We start from the raw sequence: 19,684 nt of genomic DNA, 5'->3' as shown, positions 1-19,684 counted from the left end.
CCAGGGGGGCCCCCACCACCGCCGTGCGGGCCACCCCCCCGGGCTTCTTATCCCCCACCCTCCGGGGGGCGGGGGGGCTCCCTGCCCCCCGGCCCACGGTCCGTCACACCCGTTTTCCCCTGAGGAGTTGTTCCCCACATGAGCAGGAAGAGGTCGGTGCCGAGGCCGACCCGCACCAGAGTGTCCGCGATCATCGCGGGCACGCTGGTCGGGTCGCTGCTGCCGGCACTGCCGCTGGCCGCCGTCGCGGCGGCCGCGGAACCGTACACCAAGCCCTCCGCGGTCTCACCCGAGAAGCCCGTCAAGGGCTCGGACGCGAAGGCCAAGGGCCGCAAGGCCGACACCACCGTCAGCAAGACCGACGGCAAGCACGGCGCCCTGCCCGGCGCGGGCAGCGCCACCCTCGATGTCCCCGGTGAGAAGGGCAAGGCCGTCAAGGCCGGCAAGCTGCCCGTCGCCCTCTCCTCCGCCGGCTCGGCGGGCAAGGCGAAGGTCGAGCTGCTCGGCCAGGACGCCGCCGCGAAGGCCGGCATCAACGGCCTGCTGCTGACCGTCTCCGGCGCCGACGAGAACAGCGGCCTGGCCGTCGACTACTCGTCCTTCGCCCAGGCCGCCGGCTCCGGCTTCGGCTCCCGGCTGAAGCTGGTCCGCCTGCCCGAGTGCGCGCTGACCACCCCCGACCTGCCCGAATGCCGGGTGCAGACCCCGCTGCCGGGCGGCAACGACGTGGCGAAGCAGACCGTCGCCGCGGACTCCCTGACCACGGCCCCGGCCGGGTCGATGCGGCTGGCGTCCGCGCCGGGCGCGATGGTGCTGGCCGCCACGGCCGGCAGCGCCGGGCCGAGCGGTGACTACAAGGCCACGCCGCTGACCCCGGCGTCCTCCTGGTCGACCTCGCTGAACAGCGGGTCGTTCAGCTGGTCGTACGACATGCCGCTGACCACGATGCCCGGCGGGCTGACCCCGAAGATCGGGCTGTCCTACAACTCCGGCGCGATCGACGGCCGGACGGCCAACAGCAACAACCAGGCCTCCTGGGCCGGCGACGGCTTCGAGCTCTCCCCCGGCTTCGTCGAGCGCAGCTACAAGGCCTGCGCGGACGACGGCGCGCCCAAGACCGGCACCAACAGCCCGGGCGACCTGTGCTGGGGCACCGACAACGGCACCATCAGCTTCGGCGGCCACTCCGGCGAGCTGATCCCGGTCTCCGGCGACGAGTGGCGGATCAAGGGCGACGACAACACCAAGGTCACCCGCCTGCGCGACACCGGCCGGGGCAACGGCGACAACGACGGCGAGTACTTCCGCGCCACCACCGCCGACGGCACGAACTACTACTTCGGCTACAACCGCCTGCCGAACTGGTCGGCGGGCAAGCCGGAGACCAAGTCCGTCTACACCGTGCCGGTGTACGGCAACAACGCGGGCGAGCCGTGCAACGGCGCCGACTTCGCGTCCTCCTGGTGCCAGCAGGGCTGGCGGTGGAACCTGGACCTGGTGGTCGACGCCCACGGCAACGACATCACCTACTGGTACACCCCCGAGACCAACAACTACGGCCGCAACCTGAAGGCCTCCGACCGCACCCCCTACATCCGGGGCGGCCGTCTGGACCACATCGAGTACGGCCAGCAGCAGCAGGACGTCTACTCGGCCACCGTCAAGCCGATGGGCCGGGTCGACTTCGGCACCGCCGAGCGCTGCCTGGAGTCCAACGCCGCGCTCTGCGACCCGGCGAAGATCGACGCCAACCGGCAGTACTGGTACGACACCCCGTGGGACCAGAACTGCAAGGACGGCACCGACTGCACCGGCCAGTCCTCGCCGACCTACTTCACCCGGACCCGGCTGACCTCCGTCACCGCCAGGACGCTCCAGGCCGACGGGAACTACGCCGCGGTCGACACGTGGACCCTGAACCACAAGTGGGGCACCGCCGACTTCGACTACCAGCTGCTGCTGGACTCCATCCAGCACACCGGGTCGTCCGCCGCCCCGGCGATCACCCTGCCGAAGACCGGCTTCGCCTACAAGCAGTTGGCGAACCGGCTCGACAAGGTCGGTGACGGCCGCATGCCGTTCATCAAGCAGCGCCTGGGCACCATCACCGACGAGCAGGGCGGCCAGCTCGACGTCAACTACTCGGCCGCGGCCTGCGACTGGAACGCCCTGCCCACGCCGCAGTCCAACACCACCCGCTGCTTCCCGCAGATGTACCAGCCGTCCAACGACGTGCCGGTGACCACGGAGTGGTTCAACAAGTACGTCGTCGAAGCGGTCATCGCCACCGACCGCACCGGCGGCGCGCCCGACATGGTCACCCACTACAGCTACCTCGGCGACGCCGCCTGGCACTTCGACGACGAGGACGGCCTGACCCCGGCCAAGCTCAAGACCTGGTCCCAGTGGCGCGGCTACGCCCACGCCCGGGTCGAGACCGGCGGCGTCACCGGCATGACCACCCAGGCCGACCACTACTTCCTGCGCGGCATGGACCAGGACCGCGACAACCCCGGTGACAAGAACAGCAAGCGCGGCGTCACCGTGGACGACGGCCAGGGCACCGTCCTGACCGACGACCAGGCCTGGGCCGGCTACGAGTACCGCAGCGAGCAGTACGACAAGCCCGGCGGCGTGATCCTCTCCAAGTCCGTCAGCACCCCGTGGAAGAAGGAGACCGCGAAGCGCTCCAACGACTGGGGCACCACCACCGCCAACCTCACCGGCACCCAGGCGACCCGGTCCTTCACCTCCCTGGACAAGGGCGCCGGAAGCTCCTGGCGCGAGACCCGCACCGCGACCTCGTTCGACGGCTACGGCCGTACGACGCAGACCGAGGACCTGGGCGACGTCGCGGTCGGCACCGACGACACCTGCACCCGCACGACGTACGCGGACAACACCGCGGCCTGGATCCTCACCGGCAGCATCCAGATCGAGATGGTCGCCGCCAACTGCTCGGCGGCCGTGAACCGCGACACCCAGGCGGACGGCACCTCCGCGGTGCTGTCGGACATCCGCACCCGCTACGACGGCCAGGCCTACGGCGCGGCTCCCGTCAAGGGCGACGCCACCACCGTGCACACCCTGAAGTCCCGCTCCGGCAACCGCGCCACCTACCTGGACGGGACGACCCACTACGACGCCTACGGCCGTGCCGACAGCACCACCAAGCTGGCGTCCACCACGGTGTTCGACACCACGGGCGCCACGGGACCGGTGACCACCGCCAGCCCGCTGGCGCAGACCACCACCACCGGCTTCGCCCCGGCGAACGGCCGGCCGACCAAGGTCACCACGACCGGGCCCCCGGTGGTCGCGGGCAACCCCGCCACCGCCATGGTCTCCGTCACCGACCTCGACCTGCTGCGCGGCCAGGCCGTCGACACCGTCGACGCCAACAACCGCCGCACCGACTCCCAGTACGACGCGCTCGGCCGCACCCTCAAGGTCTGGCTGCCGAACCGGTCCAAGGGGACCGGCCAGACCCCGAACCACGAGTTCGGCTACACCGACAACGACGGCCAGATCCGCGTCGTCTCCACCAAGGCTCTCAACGCCGACGGCTCCCAGGCCACCGCGTACACCCTGTACGACGGTCTCGGCCGGGCCCGTCAGACCCAGTCCCCCGGGGACAACGGCGGCCGGGTCCTGACCGACACCTTCTACGACGAGCAGGGGCAGGCCGCGCTCGCCTACGCCGGCTACTACGCGACCGGCGCGGCCTCCGGCACCCTGTTCAAGGTCGAGGACGCCACCGGCGTCGAGACCCAGACCGCCGTCGCCTTCGACGGCCTCGGCCGCGTCGTCAAGTCCACCACCCTGGCGGGCAACGGCGTCGGCACCCCGATCGCCACCACGCTCACCGAGTACGGCGGCGACCGGGTCACCGTCACCCCGCCCACCGGCGGCACGCCGGCGACGACCGTCACCGACGCCCGCGGCCGGACCAGCGAGATCCGCCAGTACCGCGGGGGCTCCCCCAGCGGCGCCTACGACACCATCCGGTACGGCTACGACCCGGCCGGACACACCACCCAGCTGACGGACCAGTACGGGACGCAGTGGAACTGGACGTACGACCAGCAGGGCCGTCAGGTCAAGACCGTTGACCCCGACTCCGGCACCTCGGTCAAGACCTACGACGACCGCGGCCGGCTGGCCACCAGCCGGGACGGCAACAACCAGACCCTGGCGTACGCCTACGACAACCTCGACCGGCAGACCGAGCTGCACTCCGGCTCCGTGTCGGGTCCGCTGCTCACCTCGCAGACCTGGGACCCGTCCGGCAACAAGGGCCTGATCTCCTCGGCGACCCGGTACTCCACCGTCGGCGGCACCACCTACCCGTACACGACCACCTGGTCGCTGTACGACGCGCTGGGCCGCCCGACCCGGACCACGCTCAGCGTTCCGTCCGTCCCCGGCCAGGAGGCGCTCGCGGGGAGCTACGTCAGCGGCACGATCTACCGGCTCGACGGCAAGCAGCAGAGCGTCAGCTACCCGGCGGCCGGCAACCTCGCCGCCGAGTCGGTGGCCTACGGCTACGACGCCCTCACCCGGATGACCACGGCCCAGGGTCTGAGCAGCTACCTCACCGGCCAGACCTACAGCCTGACCAGCAAGCCGCTGCAGAGCACGCTGTCCGACGGGACGGCGAACAAGCAGCTCTACCTCACCAACGCCTACGAGTGGGGCACCCAGCGGCTGGCGTCCAGCCGCACCGACCAGTACGGCGTGGCGAGCCCGCTGCGCGCGGCCGCCTACACCTACGACCAGGTCGGCAACGTCACGTCGATCACCGACACCTCGCGCGCCGGCACCGACCGGCAGTGCTTCCAGTACGACTACCTGGCCCGGCTCACCGAGGCGTTCACCCCGAGCGGCACCGGCTGCCCGGCCACGCCCGACGCCAAGGCGCTCGGCGGCCCGGCCCCGTACTGGACCAGCTGGCAGTTCAACCCCGACAGCACCCGGGACACCCAGACCCGGCACGACACCACCGGAGACCCCGCCAAGGACGTCACCACCAAGTACAACTACCCCGGCGCGACGGCCGCCCAGCCGCACACCCTGAAGGGCACCAGCGGCACCGGCGTCCTCGCCGAGACCGCCGGCTACGACCCGGCGGGCAACACCATCGCCCGCCACCGGGACCTCGCCGCCGGAGCCACCAGCGACCAGGCGCTGACCTGGGACGCCGAGGGCAAGCTCGGCAAGGTCGTCGACACCGTCAAGAACGGGCCCGTCACCAGCACGAAGACGACGGAGTACCTCTACGACCCCAGCGGCAGCCGGCTGACCTCGCACGTCCTGGACAGCGCCAACCCGGGCGCCGAGAACTGGACGCTCTACCTCGGCACCACCGAGCTGACCCTGACCAAGGGCGCGGCCAAGCCCGTCGCCACCAGGTACTACTCGCTGGGGCAGGCCTCGGCCGTCCGGACCGACGACAACAAGGTCGCCTTCCAGGTCGCCGACCACCACTCCACCGCCGAGCTGAACGTCGACGCCTCCACCGGCGCGGTCGCCCAGAAGCGGACCACGCCGTACGGCGAACAGCGCGGCGCGGCACCGGCCACCTGGTCGGGCAGCCACGGCTTCCTGGGCGGTGTCACCGAGCCCACCGGGCTGGTCCACCTCGGAGCGCGTGACTACGACCCGTCCCTGGGCCGGTTCCTCAGCATCGACCCGGTGTTCGACCCGGCCAGCCCCAAGGAGCTGAACGGGTACGCCTACTCGGGCGGCAACCCGACCAGCACCAGCGACCCCGACGGCCGCAAGATGTGCGCCGACGACTGCTCGGGCAACGACATGGCGTTGCACGGCTGGGTCGGCATGAACGGCACGTTCCACGAGCCGACCATGGGCGACCAGTGCGTCACCAACTGCACCGACGGCGGTGACGACGACGAGGCTCCCAGTACCCGTGGCGGCGGTGGCGGCGGTGGCGGCGGCGGCGGATCGACGTCCCCGAGCAAGACCACTTCGGGCAGCCCGGAGAACCGCAAGAAGTGGCACGAGGCCCGGGTGGCCTGGCTGATGCAGCCGGACAACCCGATCATCGGCGAGTACCTGGAGAAGATCCGGGAGATCAACAAGAAGTACTGCCACCGCTCGGCCCGGGACGGCTGCCAGTGGGCCAACCTGGCCCAGGACATCGTCGACAAGAACTACGTCGAGGACATCGCCGGCCGGATCGACGAGTCCGAAACCCCCTTCGACGAGCAGCGGTTCAAGACGCTGACCAAGAAGGGGAGCAACCTCACCACCTGGTCGCTCAGCAACAGCGAGTACGCGATAGCCTTCGAACTGGCCCGAGGCGGCTCCCATGTCAAGGCGACGCTGGACGACGGCGGAAAGTCCGGCAAGGGCTTCGACGCCTGGGTCGACGGGGTGCCGTCCGAGTTCAAGGAGACCAAGCCCGGACCGACCGCGGTCCACGACAACATGAGGAAGTCCAACGGGAAGGGCGCCGTACGCACCTACATCAAGATGCCGGACGACTACTCCGCCAAGACGGCCATGGCAAGCCTGGACGACTACCTGCGGAGACGGAGTTCGGACTTCCAGGAGTACCACATCTGGGCGGCCGGAGACCCGGGGGGCTGGCACATCGACGGCAGGATCGGCGGCGACTACAAGTGCAAGGGCCACGGGTGCTGAGCCGTGTCGACTGATGCCGCCATCCTGGTGAGACGACCGTCCGGTCCCGCTCTCACCGCCCAGGAGATCGCCGACGTCCTGGTGCCGGTCAGCGACCCGCTCACGGCACCGTGGCACCACCGCGTGGGCACGGACGGATCGAAGTTCCGGATCCGGCTGAGCGCCGATCCCGGTGACCTCGCCGGGCCCGCCGTCGCCGGGCCTCCCGGCGACGGGCAGCGTGACTACGACTGCTTCATCCACGTCTCCATCTACTGGACGACCGAGGACACCGACGACAGCCTCGGTTCCCTGCGGGCGTTCTGCCGGTCCCTCGTCGCCGAACTGCACAGCGCGTGGCCGGAGGCGGAATCGGCGTTCGAGGTCGATGACGCCTACAGCTACCGGATCCTCCCGGAGCTGTCGGAAGGTGTCGTCAACCTGCGGCTCGGGAGCGAGGCTCCACTGACCGCACCGGGCTTCTCCCTGGTCGAGGCGGCCAACCGCGCCGCCTCCGGCACCGGGCTGGTCTTCGCCGAGGACGAGCCCAACCGGCACCTCGCCCCGTCGGAGGACGCGGGTGACTCGGTGGCCTACACCGTGTCGTCCCGTGCGGAGGGACTCCCCTTCGCCGCCGGGGCCCGCTCCGGCGCCGCCGCGGTCGACGCCCGGCAGCTGGACGGGTTCACCGAGCGCCTGCTCGCCGAACTCGCCCGGCACACCGCCGGCGCCGACCTGGCGTGCTGGGTGAACGGCCGGCTCTACCGCTACGAGGTGGAGCTGGCCCCGCTCGGCTGACCGGACGGGAAACACGCAGGGCGGCAGCACCGGTTCGGCCGGTGCTGCCGCCCTGCGGCACGTCCCGGGGCCTCCCGGGGTGATCTCAGTGGGGCGCCGGGGCGGCCGCGGGGCCGGGGTCGGTCGTCCCGGTGGCTCCCCCGTCGGGTTCCTCGGCTCCTTCGAGGCGGTGGATCAGGCTCCGGAGTGCCGCGATCTCGTCGTGCAGGGCCTTCTTGCCGGCCTTGGTGAGCTGGATCCAGGTGCGGGCGCGCTTGCCCTCGTAGCCCTTGTCGATCGTGACCAGGCCGGCCTTCTCCAGGACGCCGAGGTGCTGGGAGAGGTTGCCGGCGGTGAGGCCGAGGGTGGTGCGCAGGAAGGTGAACTCCACCCGCCGGGCCTCCTTGGCGACCGCGAGGATGCCCAGGCGGACGCGTTGGTGGACGACGTCGTCGAGGCCGCTGGTGGGGTGCTCGGTCATTCGGCCGACCGTCCCTGGGCCCGGTGGTGCAGCAGGGCGAGGGCGACGCCGCCGAGCAGCAGCACGCCGCCTTCCAGCAGCACGCCGGGGAGGAAGGACCACGGGGACAGGCCGGGAAGGTCGTCAGAGGAGAGCATGGCGATCAGGTATCCGCAGGTCACGGCGAGGAGCGGCCGGCTGCGCTCGATCCAGGCGAGCAGCAGCAGCGCCAGACCGATCGTGCCGGCCGGGCTCATCAGCGTGTCGGCGACCGCGGAGAGCGGTCCCGGCTGCCCGTACAGGTCGGCGAGGAAGCCCGGGTGGGACACCGTCCACACCTGGTCGGCGGTCATGAGCAGGGCGAGGACGACGCCCAGCACCAGGTACGGCCGGATCCGGGTGCCCAGGCCGAGCCGGGCGGACCGGCGGAGGTAGAACCAGCTGATCGCGGCGTAGGAGAGCAGCAGCGCCACCGGCCAGTACCACATGGCAGGGGGAAGGGAGTTGACGCAGACTCCGCCCAGGCCGTAGCGGGGCGCGTCGCAGGGGCCCTGGCCGTACCGCACGACCGGTATCGCGCCGAACCTCACGGCGGCGAAGGCCAGGAGCGGGAACCACGCGCCGCGTTGCTCACGGCGGACGCGCTGGATCACGGCGCCGGTCGCTGCCAGGAGGTGCCGGGGGTCGCTTGAGGGCTGAACGGGTTGAGTCGCCATGAGGACCAGGTTTGCATGACAAACCGATTGCGTCCAGAGATCAGTTTCCGAACTGGCCGTACGCGGCGGGCGGTTGACGGGCACACGCCCCCGCCGAGCTGGGAAAATCGCTGGCGCGAGGTGCGTTGAAGGCCGACCCTGGTCGGCGTGTCAGAACCGAAGCACCAGATCCGCGCCCTCCACACCGACTCGACGGTGACCGTCTACCAGGCGTACGCGCCGGAGATCGGGCTGCCCACCGCTCGGGACGGCCGCTTCCCGGCGGCGTGGAAGCGGGACCGGATGACGTGGATCAAGCCGTCGTTCCTCTGGATGATGTACCGCTGCGGGTGGGCGAGGAAGGAGGGCCAGGAGACCGTCCTGGCGGTCGAGATCACCCGCGAGGGCTTCGAATGGGCGCTGCGGAACAGCTGCCTGTCCCACTACGAGCGCGGGCTGCACCCCGACCGGGCCTCCTGGCAGCGCCGGTTGAAGAGGTCCCCGGCGCGGGTGCAGTGGGATCCGGAGCGCGATCTGCACCTTCGGCCGCTGCCCCACCGGTCGCTCCAGCTCGGCCTGACCGGGGAGGCGGCGGAGCGGTACGCGGAGGAGTGGATCGTCGCGGTCGAGGACGTCACCGCGCTCGCGCACGCGGTCCACGACCGGGTGCGGGACGGGGAGTTGGAGGCCGCCCGGCAGCTCCTCCCCGCCGAACGCCTCTACCCGGCGGGCGACGCGCTGCTCGCCCACCTGGCCGGCTGAGCCGGCGGGCGCACCCCGCCCGCCGGCTGCGACTGTCAGCCGGCAGCGGGCGTCAGCCGGTGGCGCCGTCGGTGAGCTCGCGGACGATGTCCAGGTGCCCCGCGTGGCGGGCGTACTCCTGGAGGACGTGGAACAGGATCCAGCCCAGGGTGGGCCGCGGGGTGCCGTCGTCGGGGAAGCGGCCGCCGGGTGCGGCGACGGTGGACAGGGGCGTGCCCGACACGACGGCCCGGGTGTGCTCGCCGCCCGCGTGCAGCGCGGCGAGGAGTTCGGCGGCCGTTTCCTCCGGTCCGACGTACCAGCGGTCCTCCGGGCCCCGGTCGCCCCAGGGCGCCGGGACCTGCTCGGCGCGGAAGCCCCAGCGCAGCCAGCGCTGCTCCATGTGGACGAGGTGCTTCAGCAGTTCGAGCATGGTCCATCCGGAGGGGAGCCGGCTGGCACGCAGCTCCGCGTCGGACATCCCCTCGGTCTTGGCGCCGATCACGGAGCGGTAGTAGTCGAGGTAGTCGAGCAACAGCTCACTGGGGTCGGAGAGTTGCTGGTCGGGCTCGGGCAGGGAGATCGTCATGGGCCGAGTCTGCCACGGCGTCGTGCCGGTACCCACGACAGCGCGGTGCACCGGTTTTCCCCCCGCATTGCTCGCCTTCTGGCGAAGAATTACCTCCCCATTACGTCATCGGCGAAGGTATTCGGCCAACTTGTTGCACAAAGGGTGACGCGTTCAGACCAAAAATGACACTGTTCCTTCCCATCTCATTCGAACCACCAGCTCTACCGGGCGGCGTCACCCCAGGCCGCCCGGCTGACTCCGGCCCCCCGAACCCGGGCCGTCGCAGAAGGAGTTCCGTGTGACTCGATCCCCCCGAAAGTCCACCGCCGCGGGCGCGTTGCTAGTCGGCGCCGCGATGGTCGTGGCCGCTCTGACGCCCGGCGTCGCCGCCGCCGACACTCCTGCCGGGACTCCCGCCGAGGCCCCCGCCGGGGTCCAGGCCTTCGCCGGCGCGATGCCGGTGCAGCTGTCGCCCGAGCAGCGCGGCGAGCTGCTGGCCTCCGCGGACGCGTCCCTGGCGAAGACCGCGAGGTCGCTGAACCTGGACGCGAAGGAGGCGCTGGTCGTCAAGGGCGTCACCAAGGACGCGGACGGCAGCCTGCACACCCGCTACGAGCGGACCTTCGACGGACTCCCGGTGCTCGGCGGCGACCTGGTCGTCCACACCGCCCCCGACGGCACCACCAGGGGCGTCACCAAGGCCACCGAGGCGGACATCGCCGTCGACACCACTCCCAAGGAGAGCGCCGACGCGGCGAAGGGCCTCGCGCTCGACAGCGCCGGGAGCGCGAAGGTCACGGAGGCGGCGGCCGACGACGCCCGCAAGGTGGTCTGGGCCGCGTCCGGCACCCCGCGGCTCGCCTGGGAGACGGTGGTCACCGGCACGCAGGAGGACGGCACGCCGTCCGAACTGCACGTCATCACCGACGCCGACACGGGCAAGAAGATCTTCGAGTACCAGGGCATCGAGACCGGCGTCGGCACCAGCAAGTACTCGGGCCAGGTCACCATCGGCACCTCGGCGGTCGCCGGCGGCTTCGCGATGACCGACAACACCCGCGGCGGCCACAGCACCTACGACCTGAACGGCACCAGCGGCACCAGGACGCTGTTCACCAACCCGACCGACACCTGGGGCGACGGCACCGTCGCCAACCGGCAGACCGCGGCCGTCGACGCCGCCTACGGCGCCCAACTCACCTGGGACTACTACAAGAACGTCCACGGCCGCAACGGCATCAAGGACGACGGCGTAGGCGCCTACACCCGGGTCCACTACGGCAAGAACTACGTCAACGCGTTCTGGTCCGACGCCTGCTTCTGCATGACCTACGGCGACGGCGCGGGCAACGTCAAGCCGCTGACCTCCATCGACGTCGGCGCCCACGAGATGACCCACGGCGTCACCTCCGCCACCGCGAAGCTGGTCTACAGCGGCGAGTCCGGCGGCCTGAACGAGGCCACCTCCGACATCATGGCCGCCGCGATCGAGTTCTGGGCCGACAACCCCGAGGACAAGGGCGACTACCTGGTCGGCGAGAAGATCGACATCCGGGGCGACGGCAGCCCGCTGCGCTACATGGACAAGCCCTCCAAGGACGGCCGCTCCAGGGACTACTGGTCGGCCGACGTCGGCTCCGTCGACGTCCACTACTCCTCCGGCCCGGCCAACCACTGGTTCTACCTGGCCTCCGAGGGCAGCGGCGCCAAGACCGTCAACGGCGTGGCCTACGACTCCCCGACCTCCGACGGCCTGCCGGTGACCGGCATCGGCCGGGACGCGGCGGCCAAGATCTGGTACCGGGCGCTCACCACCTACATGACCTCGTCGACCAACTACGCGGCCGCCCGCACCGCCACCCTCCAGGCCGCCGCCGACCTGTACGGGAAGAACAGCACGACGTACCAGAACACCGCCAACGCCTGGGCGGCCATCAACGTCGGCCCGCGCGTCGTCGACGGCCTCCTGCTGGAGCCCGTCGCCAACCAGATCACCGCGATCGGCACCTCCGCCGACCTCGGGGTCGAGGCCTCGAACCTCAACCCCGGCATCGTCACCTACCACGCGACCGGCCTCCCCCTGGGCCTGACGCTCCACCCGGTCACCGGCCGCGTCACCGGCGTCCCGGCCCTCCCGGGCACCTACACGGTCACCGTCACCGCCCAGAGCTCCCACCGCGGTAGGACGTCGACGACGTTCACCTGGCGGGTCTCCCCGGGCATCTTCACGAACAGCACCTCCCTGCCGATCCCGGACGGCGGCCCGGCGGTCTTCTCCGACATCGTCGTCGACCGGCTCCAGGGCCAGGCGCCGAGCGACCTCAAGGTGAGCGTGGACATCAAGCACACCTGGCGCGGCGACCTGGTCATCGACCTGGTCGGCCCGGACGGCACGGTGTACTCGCTGAAGAAGGGCAGCTTCAGCGACTCGGGCGAGAACGTCATCGAGACCTACACGGTGGACGCCTCCGCCCAGCCCGCCAAGGGCACCTGGCGCCTCCGCATGCAGGACACGTACCGCGGCGACTCCGGCCACCTCGACGGCTGGAAGCTCATCTTCTGACCGCCCCCGCACTGAGCACGGCCCCCTGAGCACGGACCACTGAGCACGGACCACTGAGGTGATCCGGTCGGCGAGAGCACGTCCTCGCCGACCGGATCACCTCTTGCACGTGCGGCACGGACCGCCACCACGGGCGGTCCGGGTCAGCCGGTCAGCCGGTCGGCGGGCCTGGGGTCAGCGGGCCAGGAGGAACTTGGTGGTCGGCACGTTGCGTACGGTGGCGCAGTCCAGGTTCGACGTGGTGGCGCTGTAGGTGAAGCCGCTCGGGACGCTGCACGCCCACATGCCGCTGACCGGGACGCGCAGGTGGAAGGTGGTGGACGGGACGCCCTGGGTCAGGCTGCACGTGGTGGACGAGCCGGCGGCGTCGTAGGTGAAGCCCGGGGCGGTCGAGCAGGCGGTGAGGCCGTCGACGGGCGTGCGCAGGTGGTACTGCGGCGAGTTCCAGCTGCCGCCGCCGCTACACGTCCGGCTGAAGACGACCCCCTCGTAGACGTAGCCGGAGGGGACGGAGCAGGCCCAGGTGTCGTCGAGCCCCGTGGTGGCGGCGGTGGCCGGTGCCGCGGTGACGGCCCCGGTGAGCAGCAGGGTGAGCGCGGCGAAGGCGGCGAGCAGCGCGGTGCGTGCGGTACGTACGGTTCGTGCGACGGACATGTCTTCTCCCTCGTCGAGGAGTTGCACGGTACGGGGGGGGGCGGCGTTCGCCGGTGGGCGTTCACAGCCGTCGACGGTTCTAGCACCCCCGACGGGCCGTCATCCCGCCCTTCCGCCCGGGATGATCGCTCCGGCACCCGCCGTCCACGCGCGCCCGTACGGATCCTCCGGCCCGCCTCGGCCGATCGGCCCGCCGGTCCCCTCCCGCGCCTGGCGCAGCCGCTCCGCGGGTGCACCGTCCACCAACCGCCGTCCGCTACCCGCTATCCGCTACTCGAGCGCGAGCATCGCCTCGGCGACCGCGCCGACCGCCGCGTCGGGGATCGCGGTGGCGCCCCCGTCGAGGACGAGCAGCCGCGCCCCGGGGACGGCGCGCGCGATCGCCTCGCCGTTGCCGACGGGGAAGAACCGGTTGCGGCGGCCATGGACGACGAGGGTGGGTACCCCGATCTCCGGCAGGCGCTCGCGCCAGCGGGGTGTGCAGTCCAGCCCGGCGAACACGGTGCCCAGGTGGTTGGCCGTCTGGACCGGGGGCGCGGCGCCGGGCGTGCGGTCCCAGATACGCACGGCGACGGCGCGTGCGGCGGCGGGGTCGTCGCCGAGGATCTCCGCGCCGGTGGCGGCGAACTCCGCGACCGCCGCGCGGTCGGTCCAGTCGGGCGCCGGGCGGGCGAACAGGCGGCTCATCGTCGCCCGGTCGTGGTCGGGGAGGTCGTCGTCGGGCGGGCCGGGGGCGACGGCGCGGGTGTTGACCAGGGTGAGCGCGGAGAACGCGCCCGGGTGGTCGAGCGCGGCGACCTGGGCGACCATCCCGCTGACGCCGGTCCCGGCGAGGTGCGCGGGCGCCCCGCCGAGGGCGTGGGCGAGGGCCGCCGCGTCGGCGGCGAGGTCGCGCAGGGTGTAGCCGGGTGCCCGCGGGTCCGTCGTCGTCGACTCCCCGCTGTCGCGCAGGTCGTAGCGCACGGCGCGGCGCCCGCCGACGGCGAGGCGTTCGCAGAGCGCGTCAGGCCAGGAGAGCATCGTCGGCCCGCCCGCGAGCAGGACGAGCGGCGCGCCCTCGTCACCGAACGACTCGACGCCCAGGGCGGTCCCGTTGACGGAGACGGTGGCCATCCCGGGTCACCGGGCGTCGTCGTCGTGCCCGAGGCCCCGGTCGGGCAGGCTCATGTCGCCGGTCCTCGGCGTGCCGTCGGCGAGCCCGTAGCGCAGGTACACGGTGCCCTGCGCGCCCGCCACCGGCGGTTCGAGGAGCGTGAGGTTGGTGGGCACCGCGCCGTCGTCGAAGACCTTCTTCCCGACGCCGAGCACGATGGGGTGCACCCAGAGGTCGAGCCGGTCGAAGAGCTTCTCGCGCAGGAGGGTCTGCACCAGGTTCAGGCTCCCGACGACCTTCACGTTCCGGTGCCGGTCGCGGACCTCGCGCACCGCGCCGGCCAGGTCCGGGCCGAGCAGCGTGGATCCGGCCCACGGGAGGTCGGGGGTGCCCCGGGAGGCCACGTACTTCGGGACGCGGTTGAAGAGTTCGGCGATCTCGCCCTCCTTCTGCTGCGGCCAGTAGGAGGCGAAGAGGTCGTACGTCCGCCGGCCGAGCAGGAGGGCGTCCGTGCCCTCGTACGCGGCGAGGATCTGCGCGCCGGTGACCTCGTTCAACAGAGGTGCCTGCCAGCCGCCGTACGGGAACCCCTCCGGGTCCTCGTCAGGTCCGCCGGGCGCCTGCCCGACGAGGTCGAGGGTCGCGAACAGTTCGATCTGGATGAGGCCCATGTCTGTGCTCCCGGTGGGGGGTGAGGTGGTCGTCCCGGTCGAGGTGTAGACCTTCCGGGGCCGGAAAACTCATCGCCACGCCGGTGCCCGGTTTCCCCACCCGCCGCCGACTCGCCGACCGACTCGCCCCCGATGCTCCCCTCAGGGTCAGACGGGCGGCAGCAGGTCGCTCCCGCCGACGGTGTACGTCAGCGGGGGGGTAGCCGGGGCGGGCCGGACCCCGCCGGCTCGTCGTCCGTCGCGGGCTGCCTCAGGTGGTGACGGTGCGGAAGATGTGCTGGGTGATGGCGAAATGGTGCTCGACGGGCGTCAGTACGAAGGTGTCGCTGTAGTTGATGACCGAGTCGTCGACCGAGAGCTTGCCGATGACGGTGACGAGCTCGGCCGTTCCGCACCGCCTGTTCGACGACCGTCCCGCATGTACGGACATTGTCTCAGGTGGCGCGTCTCGCGGGCTTCTTGCAGCAGGTCAGGGCCGCGGCCAGGGCCAGGCCTCGGCTCTGCCGGGCGTACGGGATCTTGAGGCCACGAGCAGTCCATGGCAGCCTCATGGCGCATGATCGATGAATTCGCGAAGGACAACCTGCACGGGCGACTGCGGCGGGACCGCGAGGCACTGCTCTGGAAACTCGACGGCTTGTCCGAGTACGACGCCCGCCGACCTCTGACAGCGTCCGGGACCAACCTCCTCGGCCTGGTCAAACACGTGGCCACCGTCGAGGCCAGGTACTTCGGCGAGGTCTTCGACCGCCCTTCCCCGGAACCGCTGCCCCGGTGGCAGGACTCCGACGGCGGCGATCTGTGGGCGACCGAGGACGAGACCCGCGATCAGATCACCGGGTTCTACCAGCGCACATGGGAACACTCGGACGCGACGATCAACGAACTCCCCCTCGACGCCCCGGGCCACGTGCCGTGGTGGCCGGAGCCTCATGCCGGCACAAACCTGTTCGCCGTCATGGTCCATGTCCTCGGCGAGTCCAACCGCCATGCCGGGCACGCCGACATCCTCCGCGAGAGCCTCGACGGCCGGACCGGCATGCGCCCCGAACACGCGAAGCAGATCGACGGGCAAGCCCGTGCGGCCTACTTCGCGAAGATCGAGCAGGCCGCCAGGTCGGCCGCACCGATCGAGGCTCAGGCCGTCTGATGCCGTGATCAACTCGCCGACGAGCAACGGACGTTCATCGAGTCATCCTGAACTTGTGGGCGGCTCCACGCCACATCGCGGTGTCATTCCGGACATCCACAACTCTTCTGGCTCCCGGGTCAGTGGCGAACCGCAGCATGGGGGGGCTCGGAAGCTCCCCTGGATCACCCCATCCCGTCCGTTGCCACTGCCGGAGAGAAGGTTGTCATGAGCGCACCTACCCGTACCAAGTTCGCCCGTTTCCTGGCCGTCCCCGCCCTTGCCATGGCGAGCACGGTCCTCGCAGCCGCGCCCGCGAGCGCCGGAGGACTCTCCATAGGCGTCAACGGCGCCACCGTCGCGGATGCCGGGCGGACGCTGAACGTCTCCGTCACCTACCGGTGCCTCCCGATATTCGACTGGGTCAAGATCACCGTCCAGGCCACGCAATCCGCCGTGTCGGGCGTCGGCTCGGTCCAGCTCCCCTGCACCGGCGGGGAGACCGTGAGCATTCCGGTGGGCGTCACCTCGCCCGGTGACACCTGGATCAGGTCCTCGGTGAACGTGGTCGTGCACATCTACGACGCCGAGCTCGACCGCGGCGGGGCCGCGGCCACCGTCGTCACCACCTGACCGGCGTCCACGGAGAACGAACCGGCCGGTCGATCCGAAGATCGACCGGCCGTCCCGGTTTGTCGGGGCCGGCCCTCCACCCGGGCACTTGTGCACCGGCGGCCCGGCCGTATCATGCGCACCCGAACTCGATGAACGTCCACTGCTCGTCGGCGAGTTGCCAGCGTGCCACACACAACGTCCTACCGGATCCCACTTCCGGGCAAGCACCAGACCGCAATGCCGCCCCGGCAGGATCGCACTACGATCGCCCTGCAACGGCGTGGCAAGGGGTGGAGATGCCGGATGGGATGTTCGTCGTGTTCTGGTCGGTGCCGGTGGTCGCGGTGGCGCTGGTCTGCTTCGCCGCTCTGAGGGAGCACGGCACGCCTGCCGCCAAGCGGGCCGCTCACGTGTTCCTGGGCATCGCGGCGCTGCCGGCGCTGACCCTGGCGCTATTCCTGGCGTTGATCGTGTCCGCGCTCGCGACAGGCTGAGCGGCATCGAGCACTCGGCCCGCATACGCTGTCCGGAGCATCCCCCGGACGGGCTCGTCACACTCGGGCACCGGGACGGACGTTGCCCGAGCAGACGCGGTAAATCCGGCGACGGCGGCGGTGATCCCCGGAATACTGGTCACCCATGGATGAGGTCGAAGTCGTCGTCGCCCATTCCGAGCGCGCGACCCTGCGCGTCGGCGACGTGTTCCTGAAGGTGGACGCCGATCAGGCGCGCATCGACCGCGAGGTCGAGGCGATGTCCCTCACGCCGGTCCCGACGCCCGAGGTGCTGTGGCACAAGCCGCCCGTACTCGCGCTCGCCGCGGTCCCCGGGACGACGCTCGGGCGCCTCGGCGGGCCGGCGACCGGATCACCGGCCGCGTGGGCGGCGGCGGGCGCCGCCATCCGGAAGCTGCACGACGCGCCACTGCCGCCCCGGCCCGGCCGGGCGGGCCGGAGCGTCGCCGCGCTGGAGGCTGAACTCGACGAGGAGTGCGGGGTGTTGGTGACGAACGGCATCCTGCCCGTCGACCTGGTCACCCGCAACCGCCGGGTCGCCGAGGCCGCCTTCCGGCCATGGACCCCGGCGTTCACCCACGGCGACCTGCAGATCGCGCACGTCTTCGTCGACGGCGACGAGGTCACGGGCATCATCGACTGGTCCGAGGCCGGCCGGGGTGACGCCCTGTACGACCTCGCCACCTTCACGCTCGGCCACGAGGAGCACCTCGACGACGTCATCGCCGGCTACGGCACCGATGTCGACGTCGACCTCGACGTGATCCACGCGTGGTGGTCGCTGCGGAGCCTGCTGGCGCTCCGCTGGCTGATCGAGCACGGCTTCGACCCCTTCGCGCCGGGCTGCGAGGTCGACGCGCTGAAAGCCCGGATGTGAGGCAGCACGGGATGGCAACCTCCGCGACCTCATTGGAAGCTTTCACTAACTCCCATTTGCCATAAGGCGGTTGGAGCTAGTCCAAGCGGTATGGCGACGGGCAGGGCCCTGACCCCGACGGCCCCCGGAGGCGCCACAGCGGGTTCACTCAGGGAAGTCACCGGAACGGATCGCGGCGATGAAGGAGCCCCAGGCGGCGGACGGAAAGAGGAGGGCCGGGCCGTTCGGGTCCTTGGAGTCACGCACCGGGACGGTACCGGGGAGAAAGCCAAGGGCCACCTCGATGCACTCGCGCCCGTCACCCCCGCTGTAGCTGCTCTTACGCCAGATCAACACAGCCAACTCCCTGAAGAGGTCTACGCCGGGAACTCGCACGAACGGACAGCCACCACGAAGGCTTCCCAAGCGGCAGCCCGGAAAACGAGCGCCGGGCCGCGCGGGTCCTTGGAGTCACGCACGGGGACGAGACCGGGGAATCCGGGGGCTACCTCGATGCAGTCGCCGCCGTTGCCCCCGCTGTAGCTGCTCTTGCGCCAGACCAGACTCATGCAGGGAACTTACCCTCCTGAATCGCGGCAATGAAGGAGCCCCAGGCAGCGGAGGGGAAGACGAGCGCCGGGCCGCGCGGGTCCTTGGAGTCACGCACGGGGACGAGACCGGGGAATCCGGGGGCTACCTCGATGCAGTTGCCGCCGTTGCCCCCGCTGTAGCTGCTCTTGCGCCAGACGGCCACGTCGAACTCGTTCCTCGTCATCCCTGAACCCTTCCAGCGCATCCGCGAACAGCGCGAGCGAGTCGGCCACTGGCAGCGCCGCCCCATGGAGCAGATCATAGCTCCAGCGATGCCGCGCAACGATCTCCGGAACATCGCTGGAATGCCCGCGATCGAGGCTCTCGGAATACACACAGGTTCGTCCGTCAGGCATCTCCAGCAGCACCATTGAGACATCAACGCTGGCCTGTCGACACGTGAACGGCACAACTTGGATCACGATGTTCGGAAGCTTTGCAACCGCCAGCAGGTGCTCCATCTGACGCACCATCACGCCAGGCCCGCCATAGACGGTTCGAATGCAACTCTCGTCCAGGATCGCCAGCAAGGGCGGCCCGCCCGGCTCCAGGAATCGCTTCTGCCGAGCCAACCGAGCCTGCGTTCGCTGCTTGATCATCTCCGGCTTACCGGCTGCATCGCTGACCGCAAAAACGGCTTCCGCATACTCGCGGCATTGCAACAGCCCGTTCATCACCGCGATCTGAAAGACTCTGGCCGCCACAGCCTCGGACTCCGCGTCGGCATGAGTCTGGAACCAATCCGGGTGTTCAACTTCGGCGTTCCAGTCCACCCGATCCCAGAGCCGCTTCAGCGCCCCGTCGGCGCCAAGCAGTACGTCGGCCTGCATGACCATGTCCGGCGGCATGCGCCTCTTGCCGGACTCAAACCGTGTGATATTCGGCCTGGTGGAGTGCAGCAGCTTCGCCAACTGCTCCTGCGTGTAGCCCGTCGCCTCCCGGTAGAAGCGCAGCTCTTCGCCGAACAACCGCGCCGAACTGGCCGTCACCTCGTTGACGAGTCGCCGGTGTGCCATGTCAGACCCCCTGACGTACCGCAGGTGCGTGGTACCTGATTTCGGCCATCACCGTACATCCGAAGCCCGGATCATTGAGACCGGAACGCAAT

Annotated in this window: 19 protein-coding genes; 8 read left to right on the top strand and 11 right to left on the bottom strand. The window is 70.7% G+C overall.

Annotated features, from left to right (window positions below; genetic code table 11):
- The first annotated feature begins 138 nt into the window (after nt 1-138).
- The gene (locus ACFCY1_RS04935) at nt 139-6,666 is read left to right on the top strand and encodes an RHS repeat domain-containing protein (protein WP_375873536.1); all 6,528 of its coding nucleotides are present in this window, start codon (nt 139-141) and stop codon (nt 6,664-6,666) included.
- A gap of 3 nt (nt 6,667-6,669) precedes the next feature.
- On the top strand, nt 6,670-7,443 hold the full coding sequence (locus tag ACFCY1_RS04930; protein WP_375873535.1) for a hypothetical protein: 774 nt from the start codon (nt 6,670-6,672) through the stop codon (nt 7,441-7,443).
- 85 nt (nt 7,444-7,528) lie between these two features.
- Here the strand turns inward: ACFCY1_RS04930 and ACFCY1_RS04925 are convergent, their stop codons facing one another.
- Both ACFCY1_RS04925 and ACFCY1_RS04920 read right to left on the bottom strand, forming a co-directional pair.
- Nucleotides 7,529-7,903, bottom strand: a complete 375-nt coding sequence (locus tag ACFCY1_RS04925) for a transcriptional regulator (RefSeq protein ID WP_259316456.1) — start codon at nt 7,901-7,903, stop codon at nt 7,529-7,531.
- On the bottom strand, nt 7,900-8,598 hold the full coding sequence (locus tag ACFCY1_RS04920) for a hypothetical protein (protein ID WP_375873534.1): 699 nt from the start codon (nt 8,596-8,598) through the stop codon (nt 7,900-7,902). The genes ACFCY1_RS04925 and ACFCY1_RS04920 overlap by 4 nt, the downstream gene beginning before the upstream one ends.
- Before the next feature lie 147 nt (nt 8,599-8,745).
- On the opposite strand from ACFCY1_RS04920, the gene ACFCY1_RS04915 reads away from it, so the two are divergent.
- Nucleotides 8,746-9,339 (top strand): DUF4291 domain-containing protein, encoded by a 594-nt coding sequence (locus ACFCY1_RS04915; RefSeq protein WP_375873533.1) that lies wholly within the window; start codon nt 8,746-8,748, stop codon nt 9,337-9,339.
- A gap of 52 nt (nt 9,340-9,391) precedes the next feature.
- Here ACFCY1_RS04915 and ACFCY1_RS04910 read toward each other — a convergent pair whose 3' ends face one another.
- Nucleotides 9,392-9,907, bottom strand: coding sequence for a DinB family protein (locus ACFCY1_RS04910; RefSeq protein ID WP_074006049.1), 516 nt, complete (start codon nt 9,905-9,907; stop codon nt 9,392-9,394).
- Between the two features lie 337 nt (nt 9,908-10,244).
- Between ACFCY1_RS04910 and ACFCY1_RS04905 the strand changes: the two genes are divergently transcribed.
- Nucleotides 10,245-12,452 (top strand): M4 family metallopeptidase, encoded by a 2,208-nt coding sequence (locus tag ACFCY1_RS04905; protein ID WP_375873686.1) that lies wholly within the window; start codon nt 10,245-10,247, stop codon nt 12,450-12,452.
- A 174-nt stretch (nt 12,453-12,626) separates the two neighbouring features.
- Here the strand turns inward: ACFCY1_RS04905 and ACFCY1_RS04900 are convergent, their stop codons facing one another.
- The 4 genes from ACFCY1_RS04900 to ACFCY1_RS04885 all read right to left on the bottom strand — a co-directional run bounded on the left by ACFCY1_RS04900 (nt 12,627) and on the right by ACFCY1_RS04885 (nt 15,300).
- Complete coding sequence (locus ACFCY1_RS04900; protein ID WP_049659966.1) at nt 12,627-13,106, bottom strand: hypothetical protein; 480 nt, start codon at nt 13,104-13,106, stop codon at nt 12,627-12,629.
- 270 nt (nt 13,107-13,376) lie between these two features.
- A complete protein-coding gene (locus ACFCY1_RS04895; RefSeq protein ID WP_375873532.1) occupies nt 13,377-14,219 on the bottom strand; it encodes an alpha/beta fold hydrolase in 843 nt (280 codons plus the stop codon).
- 6 nt (nt 14,220-14,225) lie between these two features.
- A complete protein-coding gene (locus ACFCY1_RS04890; RefSeq protein ID WP_375873531.1) occupies nt 14,226-14,870 on the bottom strand; it encodes a dihydrofolate reductase family protein in 645 nt (214 codons plus the stop codon).
- Between the two features lie 250 nt (nt 14,871-15,120).
- Entirely contained in the window at nt 15,121-15,300 is a 180-nt protein-coding gene (locus ACFCY1_RS04885; protein WP_375873530.1) for a hypothetical protein, read from the bottom strand.
- A 126-nt stretch (nt 15,301-15,426) separates the two neighbouring features.
- Here ACFCY1_RS04885 and ACFCY1_RS04880 point away from each other — a divergent pair, with 126 nt between their 5' ends.
- The 4 genes from ACFCY1_RS04880 (at nt 15,427) to ACFCY1_RS04865 (ending at nt 18,006) form a co-directional block, all read left to right on the top strand.
- Nucleotides 15,427-16,020, top strand: a complete 594-nt coding sequence (locus tag ACFCY1_RS04880; RefSeq protein WP_375873529.1) for a DinB family protein — start codon at nt 15,427-15,429, stop codon at nt 16,018-16,020.
- Nucleotides 16,021-16,227: 207 nt separating this feature from the next.
- Nucleotides 16,228-16,632: a hypothetical protein gene (locus ACFCY1_RS04875; protein ID WP_117486764.1), complete on the top strand. Its 405-nt coding sequence runs from the start codon at nt 16,228-16,230 to the stop codon at nt 16,630-16,632.
- 290 nt (nt 16,633-16,922) lie between these two features.
- Nucleotides 16,923-17,108: a hypothetical protein gene (locus ACFCY1_RS04870; protein WP_375873528.1), complete on the top strand. Its 186-nt coding sequence runs from the start codon at nt 16,923-16,925 to the stop codon at nt 17,106-17,108.
- 145 nt (nt 17,109-17,253) lie between these two features.
- Entirely contained in the window at nt 17,254-18,006 is a 753-nt protein-coding gene (locus ACFCY1_RS04865) for a phosphotransferase family protein (protein WP_375873527.1), read from the top strand.
- 144 nt (nt 18,007-18,150) lie between these two features.
- Here ACFCY1_RS04865 and ACFCY1_RS04860 read toward each other — a convergent pair whose 3' ends face one another.
- Genes ACFCY1_RS04860 through ACFCY1_RS04845 form a run of 4 tightly spaced genes read right to left on the bottom strand, consistent with a single transcriptional unit; the run spans nt 18,151 to nt 19,592 of the window.
- Complete coding sequence (locus ACFCY1_RS04860; protein WP_375873526.1) at nt 18,151-18,342, bottom strand: DUF397 domain-containing protein; 192 nt, start codon at nt 18,340-18,342, stop codon at nt 18,151-18,153.
- 20 nt (nt 18,343-18,362) lie between these two features.
- Complete coding sequence (locus ACFCY1_RS04855; protein WP_375873525.1) at nt 18,363-18,554, bottom strand: DUF397 domain-containing protein; 192 nt, start codon at nt 18,552-18,554, stop codon at nt 18,363-18,365.
- Nucleotides 18,551-18,688, bottom strand: coding sequence for a DUF397 domain-containing protein (locus ACFCY1_RS04850; RefSeq protein WP_369808269.1), 138 nt, complete (start codon nt 18,686-18,688; stop codon nt 18,551-18,553). The genes ACFCY1_RS04855 and ACFCY1_RS04850 overlap by 4 nt, the downstream gene beginning before the upstream one ends.
- The gene (locus ACFCY1_RS04845; protein WP_375873524.1) at nt 18,645-19,592 is read right to left on the bottom strand and encodes a helix-turn-helix domain-containing protein; all 948 of its coding nucleotides are present in this window, start codon (nt 19,590-19,592) and stop codon (nt 18,645-18,647) included. The genes ACFCY1_RS04850 and ACFCY1_RS04845 overlap by 44 nt, the downstream gene beginning before the upstream one ends.
- Between the last annotated feature and the right edge of the window lie 92 nt (nt 19,593-19,684).

Source organism: Kitasatospora sp. NPDC056273, assembly GCF_042268845.1.
GTDB lineage: Bacteria > Actinomycetota > Actinomycetes > Streptomycetales > Streptomycetaceae > Kitasatospora.
This window is presented reverse-complemented; position numbering and strand designations above follow the sequence as displayed.

Coding starts and splice junctions, on each gene's coding strand:
- ACFCY1_RS04870 (WP_375873528.1), top strand. CDS start 16,923: ATGTTCGTCGTGTTCTGGTCGGTGCCGGTGGTCGCGGTGGCGCTGGTC.
- ACFCY1_RS04900 (WP_049659966.1), bottom strand. CDS start 13,106: ATGTCCGTCGCACGAACCGTACGTACCGCACGCACCGCGCTGCTCGCC.
- ACFCY1_RS04910 (WP_074006049.1), bottom strand. CDS start 9,907: ATGACGATCTCCCTGCCCGAGCCCGACCAGCAACTCTCCGACCCCAGT.
- ACFCY1_RS04890 (WP_375873531.1), bottom strand. CDS start 14,870: ATGGGCCTCATCCAGATCGAACTGTTCGCGACCCTCGACCTCGTCGGG.
- ACFCY1_RS04920 (WP_375873534.1), bottom strand. CDS start 8,598: ATGGCGACTCAACCCGTTCAGCCCTCAAGCGACCCCCGGCACCTCCTG.
- ACFCY1_RS04875 (WP_117486764.1), top strand. CDS start 16,228: ATGAGCGCACCTACCCGTACCAAGTTCGCCCGTTTCCTGGCCGTCCCC.
- ACFCY1_RS04895 (WP_375873532.1), bottom strand. CDS start 14,219: ATGGCCACCGTCTCCGTCAACGGGACCGCCCTGGGCGTCGAGTCGTTC.
- ACFCY1_RS04865 (WP_375873527.1), top strand. CDS start 17,254: ATGGATGAGGTCGAAGTCGTCGTCGCCCATTCCGAGCGCGCGACCCTG.
- ACFCY1_RS04845 (WP_375873524.1), bottom strand. CDS start 19,592: ATGGCACACCGGCGACTCGTCAACGAGGTGACGGCCAGTTCGGCGCGG.
- ACFCY1_RS04880 (WP_375873529.1), top strand. CDS start 15,427: ATGATCGATGAATTCGCGAAGGACAACCTGCACGGGCGACTGCGGCGG.
- ACFCY1_RS04855 (WP_375873525.1), bottom strand. CDS start 18,554: ATGAGTCTGGTCTGGCGCAAGAGCAGCTACAGCGGGGGCAACGGCGGC.
- ACFCY1_RS04905 (WP_375873686.1), top strand. CDS start 10,245: ATGGTCGTGGCCGCTCTGACGCCCGGCGTCGCCGCCGCCGACACTCCT.
- ACFCY1_RS04935 (WP_375873536.1), top strand. CDS start 139: ATGAGCAGGAAGAGGTCGGTGCCGAGGCCGACCCGCACCAGAGTGTCC.
- ACFCY1_RS04885 (WP_375873530.1), bottom strand. CDS start 15,300: ATGTCCGTACATGCGGGACGGTCGTCGAACAGGCGGTGCGGAACGGCC.
- ACFCY1_RS04925 (WP_259316456.1), bottom strand. CDS start 7,903: ATGACCGAGCACCCCACCAGCGGCCTCGACGACGTCGTCCACCAACGC.